General features: G+C 60.4%; 22 protein-coding genes. 8 read left to right on the top strand and 14 right to left on the bottom strand.

The window, feature by feature from the left end; all coding sequences use genetic code 11:
* The first annotated feature begins 38 nt into the window (after positions 1-38).
* The 4 genes from DyAD56_RS08335 to DyAD56_RS24070 all read left to right on the top strand — a co-directional run bounded on the left by DyAD56_RS08335 (position 39) and on the right by DyAD56_RS24070 (position 3,118).
* Positions 39-731 (top strand): response regulator transcription factor, encoded by a 693-nt coding sequence (locus DyAD56_RS08335; RefSeq protein WP_102302303.1) that lies wholly within the window; start codon positions 39-41, stop codon positions 729-731.
* 4 nt (positions 732-735) lie between these two features.
* Complete coding sequence (locus DyAD56_RS08340) at positions 736-1,968, top strand: ATP-binding protein (protein ID WP_102302304.1); 1,233 nt, start codon at positions 736-738, stop codon at positions 1,966-1,968.
* A gap of 513 nt (positions 1,969-2,481) precedes the next feature.
* On the top strand, positions 2,482-2,883 hold the full coding sequence (locus tag DyAD56_RS08345; protein WP_102302305.1) for a YkgJ family cysteine cluster protein: 402 nt from the start codon (positions 2,482-2,484) through the stop codon (positions 2,881-2,883).
* A complete protein-coding gene (locus DyAD56_RS24070) occupies positions 2,828-3,118 on the top strand; it encodes a hypothetical protein (RefSeq protein WP_199178934.1) in 291 nt (96 codons plus the stop codon). Before DyAD56_RS08345 ends, DyAD56_RS24070 begins: the two co-directional genes overlap by 56 nt.
* A 109-nt stretch (positions 3,119-3,227) precedes the next feature.
* On the opposite strand, the gene DyAD56_RS08350 is transcribed toward DyAD56_RS24070, so the two are convergent.
* The 8 genes from DyAD56_RS08350 to DyAD56_RS08385 all read right to left on the bottom strand — a co-directional run bounded on the left by DyAD56_RS08350 (position 3,228) and on the right by DyAD56_RS08385 (position 8,246).
* Positions 3,228-3,440 carry a cold-shock protein gene (locus DyAD56_RS08350; RefSeq protein WP_102302306.1) on the bottom strand — a complete coding sequence of 71 codons (213 nt, stop codon included), beginning with the start codon at positions 3,438-3,440 and terminating at the stop codon, positions 3,228-3,230.
* A gap of 534 nt (positions 3,441-3,974) precedes the next feature.
* Positions 3,975-4,622, bottom strand: a complete 648-nt coding sequence (locus DyAD56_RS08355; RefSeq protein ID WP_102302307.1) for a GNAT family N-acetyltransferase — start codon at positions 4,620-4,622, stop codon at positions 3,975-3,977.
* Between the two features lie 189 nt (positions 4,623-4,811).
* Positions 4,812-5,297, bottom strand: coding sequence for a hypothetical protein (locus DyAD56_RS08360; protein WP_199178920.1), 486 nt, complete (start codon positions 5,295-5,297; stop codon positions 4,812-4,814).
* Between the two features lie 18 nt (positions 5,298-5,315).
* Positions 5,316-5,909, bottom strand: a complete 594-nt coding sequence (locus DyAD56_RS08365) for a histidine phosphatase family protein (RefSeq protein WP_102302309.1) — start codon at positions 5,907-5,909, stop codon at positions 5,316-5,318.
* Positions 5,910-6,075: 166 nt separating this feature from the next.
* A complete protein-coding gene (locus DyAD56_RS08370; RefSeq protein WP_102302310.1) occupies positions 6,076-6,504 on the bottom strand; it encodes a hypothetical protein in 429 nt (142 codons plus the stop codon).
* 120 nt (positions 6,505-6,624) lie between these two features.
* Entirely contained in the window at positions 6,625-6,951 is a 327-nt protein-coding gene (locus DyAD56_RS08375; protein ID WP_102302311.1) for a nucleotide pyrophosphohydrolase, read from the bottom strand.
* Positions 6,952-7,137: 186 nt separating this feature from the next.
* Positions 7,138-7,551 (bottom strand): VOC family protein, encoded by a 414-nt coding sequence (locus tag DyAD56_RS08380; RefSeq protein ID WP_102302312.1) that lies wholly within the window; start codon positions 7,549-7,551, stop codon positions 7,138-7,140.
* Positions 7,552-7,769: 218 nt separating this feature from the next.
* Positions 7,770-8,246 (bottom strand): Lrp/AsnC family transcriptional regulator, encoded by a 477-nt coding sequence (locus DyAD56_RS08385; RefSeq protein ID WP_102302313.1) that lies wholly within the window; start codon positions 8,244-8,246, stop codon positions 7,770-7,772.
* A gap of 120 nt (positions 8,247-8,366) precedes the next feature.
* Here DyAD56_RS08385 and DyAD56_RS08390 point away from each other — a divergent pair, with 120 nt between their 5' ends.
* A complete protein-coding gene (locus DyAD56_RS08390; RefSeq protein WP_102302314.1) occupies positions 8,367-9,032 on the top strand; it encodes a glutathione S-transferase family protein in 666 nt (221 codons plus the stop codon).
* Positions 9,033-9,348: 316 nt separating this feature from the next.
* A complete protein-coding gene (locus DyAD56_RS08395; RefSeq protein WP_233202340.1) occupies positions 9,349-9,630 on the top strand; it encodes a hypothetical protein in 282 nt (93 codons plus the stop codon).
* Positions 9,631-9,765: 135 nt separating this feature from the next.
* Here the strand turns inward: DyAD56_RS08395 and DyAD56_RS08400 are convergent, their stop codons facing one another.
* From DyAD56_RS08400 to DyAD56_RS08415, 4 genes are all read right to left on the bottom strand, one after another.
* Positions 9,766-11,625: a sugar-binding domain-containing protein gene (locus DyAD56_RS08400; protein WP_158241294.1), complete on the bottom strand. Its 1,860-nt coding sequence runs from the start codon at positions 11,623-11,625 to the stop codon at positions 9,766-9,768.
* A 29-nt stretch (positions 11,626-11,654) separates the two neighbouring features.
* Positions 11,655-14,051 (bottom strand): GH92 family glycosyl hydrolase, encoded by a 2,397-nt coding sequence (locus DyAD56_RS08405; RefSeq protein ID WP_102302317.1) that lies wholly within the window; start codon positions 14,049-14,051, stop codon positions 11,655-11,657.
* A gap of 141 nt (positions 14,052-14,192) precedes the next feature.
* A complete protein-coding gene (locus DyAD56_RS08410; protein ID WP_102302318.1) occupies positions 14,193-17,387 on the bottom strand; it encodes a TonB-dependent receptor in 3,195 nt (1,064 codons plus the stop codon).
* 832 nt (positions 17,388-18,219) lie between these two features.
* Positions 18,220-18,825, bottom strand: a complete 606-nt coding sequence (locus tag DyAD56_RS08415; RefSeq protein WP_102302319.1) for a M17 family peptidase N-terminal domain-containing protein — start codon at positions 18,823-18,825, stop codon at positions 18,220-18,222.
* A gap of 199 nt (positions 18,826-19,024) precedes the next feature.
* Between DyAD56_RS08415 and DyAD56_RS08420 the strand changes: the two genes are divergently transcribed.
* The gene (locus tag DyAD56_RS08420) at positions 19,025-19,465 is read left to right on the top strand and encodes a MarR family transcriptional regulator (RefSeq protein WP_102302320.1); all 441 of its coding nucleotides are present in this window, start codon (positions 19,025-19,027) and stop codon (positions 19,463-19,465) included.
* Positions 19,466-19,504: 39 nt separating this feature from the next.
* Positions 19,505-19,888, top strand: coding sequence for a hypothetical protein (locus tag DyAD56_RS08425; protein ID WP_199178921.1), 384 nt, complete (start codon positions 19,505-19,507; stop codon positions 19,886-19,888).
* 56 nt (positions 19,889-19,944) lie between these two features.
* Here the strand turns inward: DyAD56_RS08425 and DyAD56_RS08430 are convergent, their stop codons facing one another.
* Together DyAD56_RS08430 and DyAD56_RS08435 are read right to left on the bottom strand one after the other, a co-directional pair.
* Positions 19,945-20,616 (bottom strand): DUF998 domain-containing protein, encoded by a 672-nt coding sequence (locus DyAD56_RS08430; RefSeq protein ID WP_158241295.1) that lies wholly within the window; start codon positions 20,614-20,616, stop codon positions 19,945-19,947.
* A 209-nt stretch (positions 20,617-20,825) separates the two neighbouring features.
* Entirely contained in the window at positions 20,826-21,452 is a 627-nt protein-coding gene (locus tag DyAD56_RS08435) for an ABATE domain-containing protein (RefSeq protein ID WP_102302322.1), read from the bottom strand.

A 21,452-nucleotide genomic window follows, 5' to 3' on the forward strand; every position in this document is an offset into this window, starting at 1 on the left:
GGCGGCTATGATGCGGCTTTCGTCCTAGAGCGGTAACCATGAGCGAACGCATCCTGGTTGTAGAGGACGATCCGCGTCTGGCCGGCATGCTGGACGAATACCTGCGCAACCAAGGGTATGTGGTGTCACAGGCGGCAACCGGGGCGCAGGCGCTGGAAAGACTCGGCGCAGACGCCCTGGATGCCGCTATCCTCGACCTGATGTTGCCTGACATGGATGGGCTCGATGTTTGCCGCAAACTGCGCGAGCGATCCGACTTGCCCGTGCTGATGCTCACGGCACGCGGCGATGCGATTGACCGCATCGTTGGCCTGGAGATCGGCGCCGATGATTACCTGCCCAAGCCCTTCGAGCCCCGCGAATTGCTCGCACGGCTACGCGCCATTCTGCGTCGGCGCACAGCGCCAGCCACCGGGGCGACCAAGGTGCTGGTGTTTGGCCAGTTGGAGATCGACGCCGATGCGCACGCGGTGAAGGTCGCCGGACGCGAAGCCGATCTGACCACCTATCAGTTCGAGCTACTGCTCGCACTGGCACAACACGCTGGGCGCGTGTTGTCACGCGAGCTATTGATGGACTTGGTGCGCGGCGAGCAGCCCGACGCGTTCGATCGCTCCATCGACGTGCATGTCTCGCGCATTCGCGCAGCCATAGAAGACGACCCCAAGTCGCCCAAGCGCATCATCACCGTGCGCGGCGCCGGTTACCTGTTCGCACGCAAGCAGGATTGAGCCCATGACGCGCCTCTACCTGCGCATCTACCTCACCGTCGTCGCCAGCCTGCTGGCCTACGCAGCCGCTTTTGCCTGGGTCTGGCACAGCAAGGGCGGTCCGTACGAGACGGCGATGCATTCTCAGGCACAGGTCATCCTCAATGCCCTGCCACCTGCACAAGCGCCCGCGATAGAGCAACAGCGATCCCTTGATCAGTTGGCGAAGGGGCAGCCGGGACGCCTGGCATTGCTGGATGATTCCCGACGACTGATTGTCGAATCAGATGGAAGACCGGGCACCGACGACCAGCATGCTCTGCCCCGCTCGGGCGAGTCACTATGGACACTGCATTTGCCCGATGGTCGCTGGCTGCAGGCAAGCCCGCCGCGAGATGGACATCAACCGCTGCACGTATTGCTGCTGAGCCTTTTGACGCTGGCGGTCATCATCGGTGTCCTAGTGTTGCCGGTCGTGCGGCGGATCACTGGTCGCCTAGAGCGACTGCAGCGGGCGGTAGAGTCGCTGGGCGCCGGCGATCTGCATGCCAGGGTTGCGGTGGAAGGTCGCGACGAGGTGGCGCGTCTGGCGGGCAGTTTCAATCAGGCCGCCGATCGAATCGAGGCGCTCGTCGGCCATCAGAAGTCATTGTTGGCCAACGCCTCACATGAATTACGCACGCCACTCACGCGTATTCGACTGGCGCTGGAACTTATCGGGCCCGCCGTCGATGAGGGTCGCCGAGAAGGCTTGCAGCAGGACATCGGCGAGCTGGATGCCTTGATTGACGAAATTCTGCTGGCCAGCCGCCTGGAAGCGTTGCCACATCTGGAGGCGATCGAACCGATCGATCTACTGGCACTCGCTGCGGAAGAATGCGCGCGCCACGACGGCGTCGACCTGGAAGGAACACCGGTGACCGTAAAGGGCGATCCGCGGCTGTTGCTTCGGCTATTGCGCAACTTGCTGGACAACGCCACTCGCCATGGATTGCCGCCCGTCCAAGTGCGACTGCGGCTGGCGGAAGGCCGCGCCGAACTCGTGGTGCGTGATCATGGCCCCGGGTTGACGGAAGAGGAATCTCACCGGGTGTTCGAGCCGTTCTACCGAGGTAGCGCAGCACGCGACCGCGCCGGTACCGGGTTGGGACTCGCGCTGGCGCGGCAGATCGCGCGCCACCACGGCGGCGAGCTTGGCTGCCGATACGAATCCGATGGTGCTTTTGCCTTGGTAATGTCCATGCCCGCTGAGATGTGACGCGGCTTTAGACGGCAAGGCGAGCGGCAAGCTTGAAATCCGATCACCAGCCAGGCCACGCCACAACCCGTTCGAAAACAGCTTCGAGGCGTTTCCGCCTACGGCCCGGATCCGCTCTTGGTCGTTCTCGAAAGCGTCCGATTTGGGTTAGCGACACTAAACGCCATCACACCTGGGACTTTTAACATTAAGCATCCCAAGGAAGCGTAACGTGGATCGTCCAATTGTCGTCAGGTGCCCCTATGGAAAAGGTCGATAAGCCGCTTTCGACGGTTTACATTCACTCGGTCTACTCGGGAAGCAAAACCACCCGTTTAGTGGACCAAAAGAAGTCCTTTCAATCGACCAGCCAGTTTGATCGTGATCCGGCCCATTCCGGCCAGGCACCAGAGCACCCGACCCCGGGTAGAAAGCCCTATCGCAAATAGTTGGCTCTGGACCGCGGCCACGGCTTGACTCTGGCCTGCTACCTGGGGGAAACGGCGCTTTACACCTGCTGGGGTACACTGCCTTATGAATAACCCCCAACGCCCTTCCCTACCGCAACAACACGTAGGGCCAGACTCAGAGCCGGGCGACCCTTCTGCGCATGCTCCCGCGAACAAGCTCCGCCTTGGGCGGGCGCATTGTTCCACCTGCCAAGCGGGGTGCTGCCGCCTCACGGTCGTCTTGCAGCCGGACGACCACGTCCCTGATCACATCACCACGTATTCACCCGAAGGCCTGCACGTTATGAAACGTAGCGAGGACGGCTGGTGCGTGGCCCTGGATCGGGAACACATGAACTGTGGCATCTATGAGACGAGACCCTCGGTGTGCCGTCGCTTCGTCATGAATGGCCCCTACTGCAGAACCATTTATGCTGATTGGAGCAATTCCGTCGCCGTCAGTGCGCGGCCCAAGCCGGTCGCATAGCTTCTGCCCTTTCTTCCGCAACACCGGTGGATGCACCGCACGAGCCCGGCCACACATCACTACACACGAGGACGTTCCATTGGCAAAACCAAACTATTCCTTCGAAAAGCGCCAGCGCGAAATCGCAAAGAAGAAGAAACAGGACAACAAGCAGGCGAAGAAAGAGGCATCACGCGATGGTGCTGGTGCCAAGACGCCGACCAGCGCGAACGCATCAACCGCCGAGGGCTCCTGAGCCCCACCGGCGATGGAGCACGCGCTGGCCCAATGCATTACGGGCGCGCGTTTGCGGTAAAAAAAAACCCGGCACATGGCCGGGTTCTTTTAGGTAGAGCCGGGGGTCGTTAGACCACCTGAACCTGCTCTGCCTGCAGGCCCTTCTGGCCCTGGGTCACAACGAAGGACACCTTCTGGCCGTCGACCAGGCTCTTGAAGCCCGACGACTGGATGGCGCGGAAGTGCACGAACACGTCGTCACCGCCCTTGTCACGGCTGATGAAGCCGAAGCCCTTAGCATCGTTGAACCACTTAACCGTACCGGTTTCTGTCTGAGACATGTCTATTTTCCTTGGAGCAAGTAAAGCCGCAAAGCGGCGGAAAGGCTGGTCGCAAGGAGGAAGGCGGTACAACGGTGTAGTGGAACTGCGACCTACAGCATCGGGCCACGATTCATGGTGACCCCTGAAACTCAGCCCGTGAAAGATAGGGCTCCTGGCGCCAAAGTGCAAACACCAACTAGTTTAGGGTACCCCTCGCACCGGGGATTCTACTGCCAGCACAGCCACTTACCCAAGAGTCGATCGATTCCGTCCGAGTGTGCTTTGAGGGCCAAAACGCAGGTTCCCGCTCTGCATCAAGCGCTCCGCCAATCATCCGCAGCGCTCTGGAGCGCTCCCAATGCTTTACGCCGGCAAGTTCGAAAAGGCTCCAAAGCAGACAACCAAGACGCCTTGGAACGATCTAACGAACGGAAAACGAGACCAAAGAACACCACAGCCCAAACAAGGACGAAGGCAAACGGGTAACGGCTGATCGTGGCCATGCCCCCACTTCCGCAAATACCGTACTAACTTGCGATCGCCAGCCTGACATCAAAACCCTGTGTCCGGAATGGTCGCAGCGGCGAAAGGTGCGATCACCGTCCAGCCAAGGCGCGTATAGAGACCGCGACCATCTTCGGTCGCAACCAGGAGCTGGGGGCCGGTGAAGCACCTCCTCGCGGATCCGAGAGCATTCATGACAGCGACGCCCAGCCCCTTTCGTCGGTGATCCGGCGCGGTCTCGATGCGATCGTAAATGAAGACATCCATCGTCTCCGCCGCACAGCCGCTGGCGGCCAGATCTCCATCCGGTGCGATGACGTGAACTTGGGTAACCGGCCCATCCCGATGAAACTCCATCTCGTATCCGTCGGGCAAAGAGCTTGCTTCAAGGGCGGTCGCGGTCGCCTTCATGAAGTAATTCGCTGGCTGAATCTCCCAACGTTCGGGCAGCGCGCTTCGCAGTTCGTCGTTGGTGCCACACAACTTCAGATAGTGCTTTGGGGCCGTAATCTCAGATGCGATGTCGTGTAACCCTTCGCATAGCTGCGGAAAAACCCAGCGTTTCACTTCCTTCTCCGAATGGGTATCCACCCTAAAGCCCCCACGATCGTGGACAGGAAGCGGGGATTTTCTAGCCATCGAATGCGCTGTTTGCCACGCGAGAACAAGTTCCGGATCGAGATAAGGATTGGCCATCGTTGGTTCCATGCAATAGCTAGCTTGAGTGGTGCCGTGCGTTGCCTGATATTCCCTCGTAGTTACCAGAGCTTCGACGGTTCAATCGTCGTATATCCGCCAGTCCAATGATTCATGCTTGTGCGACCCTCGCATTCTGCGTTGCGTCGAAAACGGGCGCTGCCCCGGCTCATCTTGGCTGAATCGAAATCAGGTCCCTACGTAGACCTCGTGCCAAAGTGTGACCAGCCCTTGTGGATCAAAAGAAAGCAGCAGCATGGCCTCAAACCTATCCACTGCGCCATCCAATCGCGTAACGCGTGCTGTCATGGCCACCACGATGCTTGAGCCTTCAGCAACGTCCTCGTGGAGGTCGTAGTCAATGGCTTGAATGTTTCGGCGAAAGCCGTTTAGAAAATCCAGGTAATTCGAGTGGTTCGCGGGGTGAATGCGGCCGTTCGCCTTGACCACGAACTGTGCCGCAAAGACCTCCGCAATGTCGGATTCGCTAAGCGAGCTGGTTGAGGTCAAATGGCGCCGGTTCCAATCAAGCAATCGGCGAAGATTTTCTCTACTTTGGTTTTGCATCTTGCTTGTGTGCCTTTCGGATATCAGTAGATATTCGCGTGCGGTCCAGCGCGGACAGCCACGGTCTCTTCCAATCTCATTGCTCGGCGGCACGCCTGTATAGGCCATGACGCTCTCAAAGACGATTTACGGCTGGAGATTCCACTTGACGATGGCCCGAACTTCGCGCTCGAAGCCGAGCACACTGACCGCCGCCGTATCGAGCGCCAGATGCGCGCCCAGCGATGGCTCACTCGTTGCCCAAACAGCGGCGAGCGTGCGCAGGAAGTGTGCGTGCGAGAACAGAGCGATGCTGCTTACATCGCGGCTCAGCAAGCGATCGATGAGTGCCTGCGCACGTGCGCCGACCTGCGCAGCGTTCTCGCCTTCGGGAATGGGTGACGTCCACACGGACCAGTTGGGCGCTTGTTCGCGGATATCCGCCGTCTTACGCCCTTCATAGATGCCGTAGTTCCATTCGTGCAGTTCGGGCTCGATCTGCGCCTTATCGCCCAGGCCAGCGAGCCGACACGTTTCAATGGCGCGCTGCATCGGGCTGGTCAGCACAAGGTCGAACGTATGCCCCGCCAGCAGCGATGCGAGCCCGGAGGCCTGCCTGCGGCCTTGCTCGGTCAATGCGATGTCAGTAGTGCCTGTGTGCTGGCCGGACTTGCTCCATTCGGTTTCGCCGTGGCGAATCAGCCAGATGTGCGGGCCAGGCTTAGGGGTCATGTCGCTCATGAAGGTCCGATAGGAATACCAAGAGCGCTATTGTGCGCTGCTAGTCCCCGCTACGTCCTTAAAACCCCGGTGATGTCCAAACTTGCCGAACGCGACTAAAGCTCCGCCCCGCTCACCCCCGGTCAGCAACCGAAATTCCTCGGGTATCGACTTGGGTAATCGGTGACTAATCGTTGGCGAACAAAAGATAGTGAGCGCCGACGGAACGATCCACCGTCAAAGGCACAAACAGCTCGCCGTTCATCGCAAAGATGCCGCCCGGCGGCACAACATCACCACAGGCCAGCGCAATGCCAGGTTGTGCCTGGATTATGGCAATAAAGCTGTTGCCTTCGTCGGAGTAGCTACCCAAGCCAATCGCATCGCACATACCAGTCGATGGCGCGAAATAAGCGCGCACGGCTTCGACGGTCATGGGCATGTAGACCTCGACATGGTCCTGCCAAGCGTCCTCATCCTCCTCGTACATCCACATGCCATAGCCATCGTCCTGGCGGTCGATGAACACTTGCTGGTCCACGTGCGTACGGTAGCCGCCGATGAAGTGGTCGTAAGTGCTCAAGTCATCGGGTGGTGGGGAAACGAAAACGCTCACTAGCGGCCTTCCTTGGGCATGGAGATGGAACGGGTGTTGGCATGGCACCTTACGCTCGTGTTCACGCGCGAGTTCGAGCGACCCAAAGCGGCACCGAATTCATCGCCGTGAAATCTTCTGCTATGTGCCAATCTCGCCAGATACGTATTCGGCTAGCTCTCTGGTGTTTCTGACAAACTCCGCCTCTAAATCGATACCGCACTTGTTTGCAAGAACAATAATCGACCATAAACAATCCGACAATTCATGACCGAGTTTTGCTTTGCAGTCGTCAATGTCTCGGATACCAGCGTTTGCCTGAATCAGTTTTGCCAGGTCACCTACGTCCCCTACGAAACCAAGCGCAAGTTCTCCTGTGGTCCAGATGCGCCCATACCTTTTGATCTCAAGCTGTTCGTAGAGTTCGTTTAGCTGTAGCGCTGACTTCTCAAGATCACTGAATTTCATGTTGATGGCGCCTAACCCTGGTTATACGTCGCGGTGATGATGGCGCTCACTGACGTCCGCGTCGGGTCGAAATCAGGCCTTGTCACTGAGCCATGAATCAACCCATCCTGAAGTCCGCCTCGCTCTCGAAGCGGACTTTCTTTAAGGACACGACCGGTGCGATACACCTGTTCGCTGCGGGATGACTTAGCCCTGCGGCGGGATGGCGCTAGGATCCATCCACATTACTTCCCAGATATGGCCGTCCGGATCTTCAAAGCTGCGGCCATACATAAAGCCATAATCCTGCACGGGCGTGGGGTCGGCCTTGCCGCCTGCGCCGCTCGCCTTGTCGACCATGCCGGTCACCTCGTCACGACCATCGGCTGACAGACACAACAGAACCTGTGCGTCGACATGGGCATCGACGATGCGCTTGCTCGTGAACTGACGCCACTTGTCATGGGTGAGAAGCATCACGTGGATCGTATCGGAGAGCACCATGCATGCTGCGGTGTCGTCGCTGAAAGCGGGGTTGTTCGCCGCGCCCACGGCTTCGTAGAACGCCTTCGATCGCTTGAGGTCAGTCACCGGCAGGTTGACGAAGATCATCTTGCTCATTATTTGTTCCTTTGGACGTCAGCCGCGACAGGATTGCCGCAGCACATGACCGACGAGTGGGACGAGAGGAAATCGACAACACGTGCAAAATACAGATCCAGCGCGAGCAGGCCTATCCGTCTTTAGCAAACACACTTCGCCCTGCCTTGCACTTGGCTGACGACAGCGGTCTTTCGAGACTCCACATAAGCCAGCATGCACCGCTGGCGTAATGCCGCTCAGGCCGATGGCTCCAGCGGCACCAGCATGCCGCGCTTGAGCGTGCTCAGTGCCACCCGGGTCTGGAAACGACGAACATTCGCGTTGTCCGCGACGAGGCGTTGCATGAGGGCTTCGAAATCGTCAACGTCACGAGCAACGACAATCAGCACATAGTCGCCCGCACCGGTGACGTACCACGCCTCCTGAATGCAGGATTCGGCAACGATCCATTGCTTCAGGCTTGCCAGTAACTCCGGGCGCTCACGCTCCACTTCAACGTCGACGATCATCGTCAACGGGCGCCCCGCCCGCTTAGGATCCACCACCGCGACCTCGGCAAGGATGACGCCATCCTCCCGCAGGCGGACGATGCGTCGCTGCACCGCGGAGGCGGACAGGCCGACGTCCGCGCCAATCAGCTCGGCGGGCCGGCGCGCGTCCTTTTGCAGGACGCCCAGGATGCGTTGGTCAATCTTGTCCAGTTCACCGGTCACGTACGCGCGAACTCCATGCAAGACGCAGGAAACAGGCGTTGCCCCACCCTAAGTTGCGGGCTGGCCGCGCGGGCGGACTCTAGCATAGCCGGCACCCTCAAGATCCAGAGCGTCCGCTGCATGAAGCTTCACTATCAATCGCATTCGCCCTATGCACGAAAGGTGCTGGTGTTCGCTCACGAAGCTGGGCTGGCCGATCGCATCGACGTGATCCATCAGGAAACCAGCCCCGTGCAGCGCAACGATGAAGTGTTCGCCCTCAACCCGTTGGGCAAGGTTCCCGTGCTTGTCTGCGATGACGGCACGGTGCTGTTCGAGTCCAGTGTCATTTGCGAGTACCTGGATGATTTACACGATGGAAGCAGGCTCATTCCATCGACACCCTCGCGACGCTTTCCTGCCCTGCTCCATCAGGCCGTCGCCCAGGGTTTGGCCGATGCCGGCATTGCGGCACGCTGGGAATCGGAGCGACGTCCCGAAGCGCTGCGATGGCCGCCCTTGCTCGAAGGCCATCTGCAGAAGGTCATCGCTGCCTGTGATTATCTGGAGGACCACGTTCCCCACAACGAGCAGGTGGATATCGGCGATATCGCGCTCGCGACCGCGCTTAGCTGGATTGCTTTTCGGCGTGTCCACGACTTTCAACCGGGACGCCCGCGGCTATCCGCGTGGTACCAGCGGTTCTGCGCACGCCCATCCATGATCGCCACGCCACTCTTTGGCGACACCATCGACCAACCTTTGTCGACAAGCACGGGAGCCACGCATGTCGTCGCCATGGTTTGACCTGTTGTGCCTGCACGGCTACATCACCGAAGTGCGATGGCTGAGTCCGCGAATGAATCGTCCACCCGCCACGCCGCAACCCAAACCCGTACCGCGGAGCACGGGTGCCGCGCTCGCAAGGCGAGCCGTGACGTCCTTGCGGCTGTGCCTTGGCATTGGCGATGGAGCTTTGCGCTCGCAATAACGGAAGACGCGCTCAAGTCAGATTCACTTCGAACTCAAGGGAAGTAAACCTGACGCCAAGACTCAATCTGGCTCCCCGCGAAACGTCATCAGGTAACTAGTTCTTCGCTAGGACTTTTCCGATAGAAGCGCCATGGCGTTTCCTGCCCAATGCGATCTGGCCATGCCGGCCAGCATTCCAAAGAGCGGAGAGCGTGTTATGGGCATTCTGGATACCTTGGGCGAAGTAGTAGGCGCGGTAGCTGCCGTCGAAGCGGCTGAAAAGCTTGATCCGAACGCAGGCCTTCTGACCAAGGGCGTGGCGGCGATCGCTGGCTTCAAGGGTGCGGGGGCGCTGGAATCGACCCTGGCAAAGAAAGAGGGTGATGCCGATACCAACGAGGCCGAATCGCAAGAGCCAGACTCGCAAGCCTGATCAACAAACGTAACAAAAGGGACCGGCAGTGACGCTGCCGGTCCCTTTTGTTTGCGTCAAAAAAAAGCGGTGTCGCCAACCCCGGCGCAATCACCATCGGAAGATCGATGAACTCGCCCTTCCACGCGCGGGCTCTTAGGGTTGTCCGCCTGCGCGTATCGTCGCTTCGTTGATCGCGCGCACTTTCGCTTCGTCCACCTTTTCTATCTTGCGGTCATAGGTGAACAAGCCGTTGTGCTCACCCTCGACGTCGGTGATCTGTGTGTAGACGCTGCCAGACACACCCACGCCCGGCCCTTTATCACGCAGCACGGCGGTATTGGCCACGTAGCCGTCAGTCAGCGCGGCGCTGTCCTTCACTGATCCGTACGGGTTGATCGGTGTGTTGGGCCAGACATGGCCAGAAACGCCAAGGGTCAGGCCTCCGTGTTCGCCATCGATCGCGGCGCGTGTTGCGTCCGGGCTGGGTAAACCGGGCCCTTGATAGTCGTGCACGTCATAGACGTCACCAGCGTGTGGGTCGCCCTTGGTATCGCAGCAGTTGGCACCGCTACGCGCATCGACTAGACGCGAGGGATCGCGCTGCTTGATCAAGCCAGCCAGCTCCGCCGCGGCAGGAATACTCCACTGGCCCCAGCCCTCGTTGAACGGAATCCAGCCGATGATCGAGGCTTCACCCTTGAGCTGGTCGACGATGGCCGACACGTCAGCACGGAAGCCCGCCTTGTCGGCCGCACTGAGCGCGTCGTTGTGGCCGTTCGGCAGTGCTGGCATGTCCTGCCACACCATCAGACCGATGTGGTCGGCCCAGTAATACCAGCGCGCCGGCTCCACCTTGATGTGTTTGCGAATGGTGTTGAAGCCCAGGTCCTTGGTCTTCTGCACGTCGAACTTGAGCGCCGCATCGGTGGGTGCGGTGTAGATGCCATCCGGCCAGTAGCCCTGGTCCAGCGTAGCCAGCAGGAAGGTCGGCTTGCCGTTCAACACGATGCGGTTGCGCCCACCCACCTTCTCCACGGCGATGGAGCGCAAGCCGGCGTAGCTGGTCACCTCGTCACGTTGATCGCCCCGCGTGAGCGTGGCCTTGAAGGTGTACAGGAAGGGATCCTGTGGGCTCCATAGGCGCGGATGCGCGATGGCCAGATGCAACGGTTGGCAGGCCGACCCACTCGTTTCGCTCACGATCCCGCCATCCGTGTAGGCGGTCACATTGAGCGTCGCGCCTTTGCAGCCACCATTCAGCGTCGAGGTGACGGTGAAGGCGTCCATGCTGCGCGTTGGCGTGAAGCTCAGCTGCGAGAGACTGGTAGCCGGCACCGGTTCCAGCCACACCGATTGCCAGATACCCGAGGCCGCGGTGTAGAAGATGCCTTCAGGCTTCAGCCGCTGCTTGCCGACCATCACGTTGGCACCATCCACCGGCGCATGCACGGCGACGATGATCTCCTGTGGCCCGCTCGATCGAAGCGCCTGAGTGATGTCCGCGCTGAACGACGTATAGCCACCGGCATGCTTCGCCACCTGTGTACCGTTGACGTACACCGTGGCCTCCTGCGCCACCGCACCAAAGTTCAGCCGTACGTGCTGACCATGCGCAGTGAATCCGGTCGGGATGTCCACCAGTCGACGGTAGGTCATGAAGTCCGAATGCTTTTGCACGCCCGAGAGCACCGATTCGATCGGGTACGGCACCAGCACTTTGTCCTTCAGCGCCTGACCGAACGGCGGCGTGCCTTGCACATCGCTCGACGCGTATTGCCACAGCCCGTTGAGGCTCATCCATTGCGGATGCTCCAGCGATGGGCGTGCGAGCTGTGGGCGTGGATACTCAGGCAACGCATTGTCAGGTGACACCTCGGCAGTCCACGGTGTCGCCAACGGCGCCGCCTTGCCGTTCCAGACCATCGACTGATCCGGCGACGCGACGGCCATTGGTGCAAAGCCCATCGCCACGATCATGCAAGCGCATGCTCCCCGTACTTTGATACGGTCCATGATCCGTTCGTTCCTCTTTGCGCCCGTGATCATTTCCGCTCCCCTGACATCGAGGACGGTGCATCGTGCGGATCGGCGCCCCACGCCTTGTTCGGCTCCGGCCCCATCGTCAACACCAACGTAGCGCCGTTCGCGATGTCCGCATGGCTGAACCATGGCTTGGTCCACGGCTTACCGTTGAGCGTGGCTGACTGGATGTACATGTTCCTGGCCGAGTTGTTGCGCGCGACGATCTCCAACACCTTGCCGTTGCCCATGTGCAGGCGAACCTTGTCAAAGATCGGGCTGCCGAGGATGTAATCGGGGCTGGCAGGATCAACCGGGTAGAAACCCATCGCACTAAGCACATACCAAGACGAGGTCGAGCCCTGATCGTCCATGCCGGGGAAAGCGTAGCCACTGGCATCACTGCCATACATCTCGTCAAGAATGCGGCGTGTCAGCGCCTGCGTCTTCCAAGGTTGGCCGCTCCATGCATAAAGGTAGGCCGCCTGCTGGTCCGGCTGGTTGCCTTGCACGTACTGCCCGATCAGGCCTGTGCAATCTCGGCAGATACCCTTGGGTTGGTAAGGCGTGGAGAAGAACGCGTCGAGCTTGGCGTTAAATGCGTCGCGCCCGCCGAGCAGATCGATCAACCCCTGCACGTCGTGCGGCACCAGCCACAGCGTGGACCAGCCCGAGGCTTCTTTCATCATGAAGTTGTAGTACGGCTCGCCCGGATCGAATGGTGAAATCCACTTGCCATCCGCCGTGCGGCCGCGGATGAAGCCCACCGCAGGATCGAACACGTTGCGGTAATTCGCGGCGCGACCCAGGAACATCTTCGCGTCGTCCGCCTTGCCGAGCCGGCTGGCGACATCAGCTAGCGCGTGGTCATCCCAAGCGTATTCGAGCGTGGTCGCGGCACCGGCCTTGCCATCCGCATAGGGTGGGCTGGCATTGGCCGGCGGGAGGATGTCGGAGATCCAGCCGTTTTTCATGTACTCGGCAAGATAACCGCGTGGGCCCTTGGGATCGGTGGCGTTCTTGCGCAGGTACTCGTAAGCCGCCGCGTAATCGAACGGAATACCGCGCTGCCAGGCACCGTCGTAAAGGAACACGGCGTGGTCGCCGTGGAACGAGGTGTCCATGTAACCGCGTTCGCGTGCGCGATCCAGCTCAGAGCGCATGATGTCCTGCACGACATCCGGCTCGAGCAGCATCAGCAAGGTGATCTGGTTGCGACCCGTATCCCAGAACGGCACCGGGCCATAGCGGTCGTAGCTGGCGACCTGCACGCGGCCATCCTCGCCGGTGAAGTGGTCGCCTTTGCGCGCGATCAACCGTGGGCTGGCGAAGGAGTGATACAGCGTCGAATAGAACAGCATGCGCTGCTTGGGCGTGCCACCGGTGACTTCGACACGGTCGAACAGCTTCGCCCAGGCTGCGCGCGCCTGAGCGTGCACGCGGTCAAAATTCGCATCAGGGTCTTCGTCGTGCAGCCGCTGTTCGGCCTCATCGGCACTGTGCCCATGAGCGACTCTCACCAGCACCTGCTCGCCGCCTTTCGTATCAAAAGTGACATAGGCGCCTGCGTAACTGCCGGATACGGTACGTCGATCGGTTTGCACGTCCTGGTCCCCGATCCCATAGCCCTGGTGTTCATGGTCCGCGCGGAACGTGCCGAAGCGGACGAATGGTCGCGAGAATTCAGCGACAAACCACGGGCCGTCCGCATCGTTGTCCACGCGGCCACCCGTGGTGACGCCGCGAATCGTGCGGTCGCCGACGACTTCCACGTCGCCACCCGGGCGACGCAGATTAATGATGACGTTCGAACGATGGCTTTCCGGAAAGGTGAAACGCATCAGACTGGTGCGCTGCGTCGCCGTCAGTTCGACCCGAGTGTGGAACGTGGCGAGATCCACCGCGTAATAACCGGGCGAGGCTTTTTCACTCGCCTTGTCGTAATACGACTGCGCATAGTTCGGTGGCATGGTCCAATCGCCGACCACCGGCATGATCATCGGCGCAGCACGACCACCGTAGGTCGAGCCGCCACCGGTGAAGCCGATCATCGTCGGGTTGGCGTAGTAGTAAGACATGGCTACGCCGGTGGGATAGCTCAGGTCGACATTCACGTTGACCGGTGTCGCCTCCGTCGCGCTTTGCGGCAGGCTGGCGCCCGGCGATGTCATGCCTGAGTACAACGGCTCGCCCGGCGGCGGCGCATTACCGATCAGCTCCTGCCGATCCAGTGGAGCGGTGCCGACCAGCGGGTTGGCTTCATCGACGGCCGACGACGCAGATGGCGACGTATGGTCGTTCTTGGCGTATCCCACGCCGATGCTTCCGAGTGCGAATACCGCCAGCGCGAGAGGCCACGCCGTGCGCTGGCTGCGGGTCCACGAAACACTTCGGCGAAGTCGTGCAAGAGACGGAATCATGATCGCTTCCTGTCGGAAAGTAGGCGTATCCGCTGCGATGCGGACAGCGACCTTTCACCTCCCCCGCCAGGAGGAAGGTGAAAGGCGTAAAGGCCGATCGCTGCGGGGTCAGGCAGAACGCCTGACCCCGCACGCGGTTTCTCAACCGCCATCTCCGAACTTGTAGGTCAGGCCCACGTAGTACTGACGTCCGGCATATTCGAGCTGATACAGGCGTGCAGTCGTATCGTCGCCAAGGTACTGGCGAGGCGTGGAACGCGTCAGGTTGATGACCGATGCGGTCACCATCAGGTGCTTGGTGAACTCGTAATCGCCGTTCAAGTCGATCTGGTTGTAAGGCTCCGTATAGATGGGAAGACCGGAAGAAAGGCCTTGCATGGTGCGGCCCGTCCAGTTGCTGGTGGCACGCAGCAGCAACCCGTTCTTTTCATAGAACAACGAAATGTTGCCCACGTACTTGGCGCTGCCGATCAATTCCGATTTGCCGACCGCCGTGTCGCCGAGCGTCACCGCAGTTTCGTTGGTCTTGTTGAGCGTGTAGTTGACGGTGTAGCCAAAGCCCACGTCGAAGGTGTGCTGCGTGTAGAGTTCCACGCCCTTGGATGTGCCCGAGCGACCGTTAGCATTGGTGCTGTACTGCATGAAGTTCTGTTCGGTGCCGCCGACGTTCACCGTGACGTTGTTGACGGTGACCGGTACGACGAAGTTCTTCACGGTCTTCTGGAACACATCCACGCCCACAACTGATTCCGGCGCGTAGTACCACTCGCCCGCCAAGTCGAACTGGGTGGCGGTGAACGGCTTCAGGTCAGCGTTGGCGCCACTGCCGTACCAACCCGGCAACGGCGCACCGAACTGCTTGCGGTCGTTGTAGTAAGCCTGCGTGTTGTTCGTGAGGCTACCCAACTGGGCCAGGTCGGTGTAGTTGGCACGGGCCATCGCCTGCGAACCAGCAGCGCGCAGCACGAAATCATCCGCGAAAGTCCACGCGATGTTGAAGCTCGGCAAGAGCTTGTTGTACCGCTTGGAGGTGGAGGCGTTGGAGAACGTCTGGACCACTGCCTGCTCGCGCGGCAGATACTGGAAATCGCCCGCCGCGCACGCACCACCGCCCGCGTTCACACCGCTGGCCGGACAGATCAGGATGTTGCCGTTCGCGTCGTGGTAGTACACGGCGTTGTTGGTGGTGATCTCGTCGGCGACGGTCAGGTCCTGCTTCGTGCTGACGAAGCGCAAGCCAAAGTTGCCGCGCAGCGAGCCCGTATCGAAATTCGCCTGGGCGTAGAGGGCCGAGATCTGCTCCTGCACTGTCGACTTGTCTTCGGGGTGGTTGTAGAGCACCCGGTCGTAGGTGGAGTTGAGGTAGTTGTAGTACGCCGGGAAATTGATCGCCGGGAACACATTGTCGTGGTACGCCTGCGTGTTTCCATCCAGATAATTCGGCTCGAGGAAGCCCGACGGCAGCTGGCCTGCATTTGGATCGCAGGTCTGGAACTGCAACTGGGTGCCCTTGCAGTACCAGCGCAGTTCGTTGTTCTGCTGCTCAGCGTGGTTGTCGCGGTACTTGGCACCGAACTGCAGCGACTTCAGCCAGGTGCTGTCCTCGAAGGCCCACGTGAAATCGGCCTGGGCGAAGTTCTGCGAGGTGCTGGTGTTGACCATGTTGGAACCGGTCGAGCCAAGATCCACCTGGCCCTGACCAGCAAGCATGTTCTGCAGCAGATTCGGCGATGCCGTAAGCGTCGGCGTACCGCTCAGGTTCCACGCGGCGCCGTTGCTGCCGTCCACCCATTGGCCGTTGACGAAGTTACGCGGCTTGGCGGCCATGCTCAGTTCCACCGACGGACCACCCGTCGCCCACGTACGACCGACGTTGAACGTTCCGCTGAGGGCGCCGCCGTTATCCCACTCGCCTTCAAGGTTGATGGTCTGCGAGGTGGCCTTCTCGACGGAGTAATTGCCCGTGACCCACGGGATCTCCGTGGAGCAGACATCCACTGGCTGCCGCTGTGCACCGGTGACCGGATTGGTCAGCGAATTACAGCCTGTGCCTGCAGGCGGAAGGACGTAGTTCGCACCGGTGACGACGGTATGCGACGGGTCGAACGTCAGGCCATTGGGCGCAAGCAGCCTGCCCTGCTGGTTCGCGTAAGTGTCGGTCGGCAAGCCCCATTCCGGAACCTCCAACGTGTTGGTGATCTGGGTCTGCTGCCGCTGGAAGCGGAAGTAGTTGCCCGTCAGCAGCAAATGATCGATGGGCTTGAACTGCAGCGTCACCTGGGCGCTCTTGTTCTTCAGATCCAACTGGTTCTGGCTGGTGGCGAACTGCTGCGGCATCCAGTAACCGGAATAGCTCTTGCCGGACTGATCCGTCACGCCGCCACCGGGCCACAACGCAAGGTTGGGCGCCACAGCGGGGCCGTACTGTTGGCCATGCACATTGGTGGGCTGGGCGGTACACGTCGTGTAGTCGGTACAGTCGTTGGACCACCAGTGCCAGCTCGATGCATTGGACTGGTAATCGATGTCACGGCGCTTCTGGTACGAGCCGGCGACGAGGACGCCAAAGGTCTGGTCCTTGTTCTTCCATGACCACAGGGCCGAGCCCTGCGGCGTGACCTTGCCGCTGTTGTCGGAACCCGCGGCGTTGACGGAGACGAATCCGTCGTTCACTCCCATTTCCAGCGGGCGACGCGTGCGCAGGTCCACGTTGCCGCCGATGCCGCCTTCGTCCAGGCGGGCTTCCAGGCTCTTGTAGAGTTGGACGTCCGAGAACATGTTGGCGGGCATCAGCGTGTAGTTGAACGAGCGCGACAGGCCAGCCGACGTATCCGCCGAGGCCACGTAGTTGCCGTTCAATTCAGTGAGCGTCAGCTCGGGCGCAAGGCCACGGATGCTGACCGTTTTGCCTTCGCCCGATTCACGCGTGATAACCACGCCAGGCACGTGCGCAAGCGCGTCGGCAATGTTCTTCGCGGGGAACTGCGCGATGTTCTGCGCGTTAATCACCTCGACGATGGAGTTGGCGTCGCGCTTGTCCTGCATGTTCTGATCGATCGACTGGCGATAGCTGGTGACAACCACCGCCGCGAGATCGGTGGGGTTGTTCGGGTCCGCCGTTTTGCTCTTGTCGTCTTTCTTGTCCTTGTCGGACTTCTTTGCGTCTGCGCTGTCGGACGCTTGCGCGGTCGGCGGTGTGGCCGGTGTTGCAGCGGGCGCAGCGGACTGCGCAAAGGCATTGGCAGGTATTCCCAGGCAGCCACCAAAGGAAAGCGTCGCCAGGGCGAGCGCGACGTACAACGGATGGCGCTTAGACACGTACGGCTGATTAGTCATTTTTCTAAAGTCCCCTACTCGGTAAGCGCCCTTGTGAAGTTGGCGCGGCGATCCCCCGTTCGATCACGTGCTGCAGATGCGCGAGCTATGACTGCACGACGTTCTCCTTATCCTTTTTTATTAGATCGATCCAAAAAATCGGCGCAAAACGAGTGCCCGATGCTTCAGTGACGAATGCTTCAGGACGACAGATGAGCTAAGGCGAAGACCCAGGTCGGGCGTCGCCGCGTGTTCCGGTACAACGGAGGCCTGACACGTGACTGACGACAACGCCGCCGGTGTGGGCGTTGTGGTGCGGAAGGCTATTCAGTGCGGCCGGTACGGATAGTCGTACCAGGCGTACTTTCCGAACCCGGCTGCTTGCGGACAAACGAGGATAGCTATCGCCGCGTGCGCGGCGGCGGGCAACGGCGCCCACGAGTGAGGGCACGCAGGCGGCACGCGGGTGGATCGTCACTTCAATGCAAACAGCTTTTGGTTTCATACGGCGGCCTCCCAGTCCCTCAACCTGCCTAACGGGAAGACGCACTAACCCGAGCGCACGCTTGACGCATGCGTTCTCAGCTCTCCCCGCCCCGTCCAAGCCGTTCAGATACGCCGCACTCGCGCCGTGAACTGATTCACATAACTTGGATCGATCTAAACCCCTTAGGTAGATTAAGACGCCGAAGACGCAACAAGTCACGCTGCGGCGCAAAAACGCCGCGACTGATGGATGGGTTCGGGTGCAAACGGGATCGTTGAAGTGCAGACAGAACACGCGTGAGGTTCAGAGCGGCCCTATTCATGGCTCTCTGAAAACGATCGGACTCTTTGCGGCGGACTGCGCGCGTCAACCCGTCTCGAGTTGCGCCAATGCGACCCGAAATTGCTCCGTCGCCGCGGCGAAACCCGCAGCGCCCACATCGAACGCCCAGCGACGCAACGAAGGTGCGGGCGCCAAACCATAGGCCGCGATGCTCACTTGCGCATCGATGGCACGGGTAGCGGCCTTCATCATCACTGACGCAACACTCGACGTCGCTTGAGGCGCCAGCCCCGAATCGAGCAGGCTCGGTGCAAACGCCGCACTGCCCACGCCACGTTGCATAGCAGCGCTTATGGCAGTCGCTACTGCCCTGCCCGTCACCGCTGGCGTCCACGCGGATGGATCGCCCATGCCAATCACCATGACGGCCCGTGCAGCCATGCCCGCAGGCGGCTGGCTGATAAGCAGGGTTTCCATGGGCTCGCCGAGAAATACGCCTTCATCGCGCAGCCGCATCAGCATGCCCGATAGCGCTTGGTTCAAATGAAGCAGCCCGCCACGTGGGTTGCCATCCAGCTCGCGCGTGAACATGCAGGCAAACGAGAGATCCACATCCGCCATCACGCCATCCATGACGGCAACGTCGATGGATACCCCCTTCCAACGTCCTAGCGTCTGGTGCTCGGGCATGTGTCCTCCGGAGATCGTCGGAGCTTGATCATATCCCGCGCATACGCAAGCCCGATGTCATCGCCGCCACCGAAGGGCTCGAACATCATCGCAGGTGTCATGACGCATCCATCCGCGCGCCACTCTCTTGCGTGGGTCCGCCTTAATCAATTTAACAGTTTAACTTGCAAGTTAAACTTTCTATCTATACGCTGGACGCATGATCAAATCTCCGCCCAAAGCCTCGATGGAGGCGTCCGTCAACGAGCTGACGACCGCCATGGGCCAATTGCTACGCCGTTTGCGCTCGGAGACAGGCTCGGACGAACTCAATCTTTCGCAGCTTGGTGTGCTGGGCCGTCTAGATCAGCAAGGCCCCATGACCACGGCGGATCTGGCGCGCTCCGAATCGATGAAGCCCCAATCCATGGGAACCATTCTTGCCGGCCTGGAGCAGGAAGGCTTGGTGCAACGCAAGCCTCATCCTTCGGACGGACGACAGATTCTTTTTGCGATGACGGATAAAGCCATCGGTATTCGGCGCAAGCGCGGCAACGCCAAGCGCGAATGGTTGCTTGCAGCACTGGCAACGCTGAACCCCGCCGAGCAACGAACCCTTATGGACGCTATTCCACTTATCAAACGCCTGAGTGAGTCGTAACGACGAGCCACCGAGCCCGTCTCGTTGATCGTCAACCGCATGAACACGCATGACTGCATTCAACGCCTTCGTGCCCAACTCGATGAGGATCACACCGTGGTGAACTGGCTTCACGATCTTTCGTACTTCTTCGGCGGCGTGTTTCTCGCCAATGCCGTCCCCCACTTTGTCAGCGGCATGATGGGCCGCGCGTTCCAGTCACCCTTCGCCCATCCTTCTGGCGAAGGCCTGTCTTCTTCGACGGTCAACGTCCTCTGGAGCTTCGTGAATTTCGTGCTCGCGTACGTGCTACTTGTGCGCGTCGGCAACGTCGATCTGCACGATATGCAATCGACGATCGCGTTAGGCCTGGGCGCGCTAGTGATCAGCCTGGCGATGGCAAGGCATTTCGGTCGCTTCAACGGCGGCAATCTTCACGGCTGAGTGCATATGCGCTCGAGCACAGCCCACGATCCTGCGAGGATCGTGGGCCTGCCGCACTACTCCGTCACGGGCAACGGCGTGCCTACCGAGTCGTCCAGGACACTTCGGCTTTTCATCAACATCACGCTGATGACAGCAAGCCACAGGCACCATATGAAAAACAGCGAGCGCTGGACGACGCCATAGAAAGGCCGTTCATGCAGCCAAAGCCAACTGTGTAGATCCAGCACGCTCAGATTGGCAAGAATGGCCATCCACAAGAGCGCGCCCATCACCCACGAGAACGGCACAAGTCCGCGGACCGTCGTTTCGCGACGCCAGGTGAGCGCAAGAACCCAAGGCGCCTGATAGCCAACAAACTCCGATAGCCCGAAAACACCATGCAGCGGATGCGGGTACGCGAAGATCCCCACACCCACCGACGAAACCGCCATGAACCCCGCTAGATAAGCTGCCACCGATGGCCGGCCGAGTTTGACTGAGGCGTCCCGAAGCCCCCAGGCAAACAGCAACACGCAGACCGCAACCACGCAGAGCATGGCCGCGAACGGAACCCTGGCCGGCGAATCCATCTCTCCGATTTCACTCACGGTTTGCCTGATCGAGTCGTATCCCGGAACCAGCAACGGGAGCAACACGAAGCCACCCCAAAGCACGAGCGCCGCCACCACGCCGAACGAAAGCCGGAGGTGAAGCAGGCGGTATGGGTCATTCGTCGAACGAGACATCGATGCAAGCCTCCTCATGGTGAGAGAAAGGGATGTCCGCCGTGCATCGGATCGGACACCTTGAGCCTACGAGTCACACGCCGGTGGATGTTCCGTATCCTTCGCGTGCCTCACCTCCTTATGAAGGATGCGCGGCTCGCTGCGTACACTCGGCTGAGTATGCGCTCTTGGTCAGATGCTATATCGATCATCGCGATAGGCGTCGCGCCTTAAGCTTCCGCCTCCTTCTGACGACGCCTATGGGCGGCCTGTTTTGCGCGATTGCCGCAGAACGCCATGCTGCACCAGCGACGGGCGTGTCCCCGCGTGTGGTCGGCAAAGAGCAAGGTACAGGCAGGCCCTTCGCAGGCTTTCACGTGCGAGAAGTCTTCGTCGCAGATCAAGCGGGCCATCGCCTCGGCGATCGGCAGCAGCAATGCCTCGGGTGAATGCCAGCGGCGCTTCGCGACCAACGTAAACGCTTGCGCGACCTCCGACGGCTGCGCAACGATCTCGCTGAAGCGCTCGTCACGCCGGAGCAGCTCATTCAAGGGTTCGAGTTCAACCAGATCTTCCGGCGTGAGTGGCCGCCCTTTCCGATCGCGAACGAAGATACGGAACCACTCCCTCAACGCCCTCACCTGTCCGGCCAGCCGATCCATCTCGCCCGGAATTGCCCGCTCCCGAATAGCGCGAAGCACCTCGTCGGGCACGAGCTGCGCCTGCTGAAGCCAGCTCAACAGTCCCTCGCCATCGGCGAGCCAGTCGACAGGCGTATCGACGGGCGTCGCCACGGAGTTGAGGAAGTCCAGTCCGGTGGCATCGGCCAGGAAAAGGGCGGGCATGGTCGTGGTCAT

The sequence above is a fragment of the Dyella sp. AD56 genome, assembly GCF_002878475.1.
GTDB lineage: Bacteria > Pseudomonadota > Gammaproteobacteria > Xanthomonadales > Rhodanobacteraceae > Dyella.

Bases quoted from the DNA above. Each gene is read 5' to 3' on its own strand.
- DyAD56_RS08335 (WP_102302303.1), top strand. From the start codon at position 39: ATGAGCGAACGCATCCTGGTTGTAGAGGACGATCCGCGTCTGGCCGGC.
- DyAD56_RS08340 (WP_102302304.1), top strand. From the start codon at position 736: ATGACGCGCCTCTACCTGCGCATCTACCTCACCGTCGTCGCCAGCCTG.
- DyAD56_RS08345 (WP_102302305.1), top strand. From the start codon at position 2,482: ATGAATAACCCCCAACGCCCTTCCCTACCGCAACAACACGTAGGGCCA.
- DyAD56_RS24070 (WP_199178934.1), top strand. From the start codon at position 2,828: ATGCTGATTGGAGCAATTCCGTCGCCGTCAGTGCGCGGCCCAAGCCGG.
- DyAD56_RS08350 (WP_102302306.1), bottom strand. From the start codon at position 3,440: ATGTCTCAGACAGAAACCGGTACGGTTAAGTGGTTCAACGATGCTAAG.
- DyAD56_RS08355 (WP_102302307.1), bottom strand. From the start codon at position 4,622: ATGGCCAATCCTTATCTCGATCCGGAACTTGTTCTCGCGTGGCAAACA.
- DyAD56_RS08360 (WP_199178920.1), bottom strand. From the start codon at position 5,297: ATGGCCTATACAGGCGTGCCGCCGAGCAATGAGATTGGAAGAGACCGT.
- DyAD56_RS08365 (WP_102302309.1), bottom strand. From the start codon at position 5,909: ATGAGCGACATGACCCCTAAGCCTGGCCCGCACATCTGGCTGATTCGC.
- DyAD56_RS08375 (WP_102302311.1), bottom strand. From the start codon at position 6,951: ATGAAATTCAGTGATCTTGAGAAGTCAGCGCTACAGCTAAACGAACTC.
- DyAD56_RS08380 (WP_102302312.1), bottom strand. From the start codon at position 7,551: ATGAGCAAGATGATCTTCGTCAACCTGCCGGTGACTGACCTCAAGCGA.
- DyAD56_RS08390 (WP_102302314.1), top strand. From the start codon at position 8,367: ATGAAGCTTCACTATCAATCGCATTCGCCCTATGCACGAAAGGTGCTG.
- DyAD56_RS08395 (WP_233202340.1), top strand. From the start codon at position 9,349: ATGGCGTTTCCTGCCCAATGCGATCTGGCCATGCCGGCCAGCATTCCA.
- DyAD56_RS08400 (WP_158241294.1), bottom strand. From the start codon at position 11,625: ATGGACCGTATCAAAGTACGGGGAGCATGCGCTTGCATGATCGTGGCG.
- DyAD56_RS08405 (WP_102302317.1), bottom strand. From the start codon at position 14,051: ATGATTCCGTCTCTTGCACGACTTCGCCGAAGTGTTTCGTGGACCCGC.
- DyAD56_RS08410 (WP_102302318.1), bottom strand. From the start codon at position 17,387: ATGACTAATCAGCCGTACGTGTCTAAGCGCCATCCGTTGTACGTCGCG.
- DyAD56_RS08415 (WP_102302319.1), bottom strand. From the start codon at position 18,825: ATGCCCGAGCACCAGACGCTAGGACGTTGGAAGGGGGTATCCATCGAC.
- DyAD56_RS08420 (WP_102302320.1), top strand. From the start codon at position 19,025: ATGATCAAATCTCCGCCCAAAGCCTCGATGGAGGCGTCCGTCAACGAG.
- DyAD56_RS08425 (WP_199178921.1), top strand. From the start codon at position 19,505: ATGAACACGCATGACTGCATTCAACGCCTTCGTGCCCAACTCGATGAG.
- DyAD56_RS08430 (WP_158241295.1), bottom strand. From the start codon at position 20,616: ATGTCTCGTTCGACGAATGACCCATACCGCCTGCTTCACCTCCGGCTT.
- DyAD56_RS08435 (WP_102302322.1), bottom strand. From the start codon at position 21,452: ATGACCACGACCATGCCCGCCCTTTTCCTGGCCGATGCCACCGGACTG.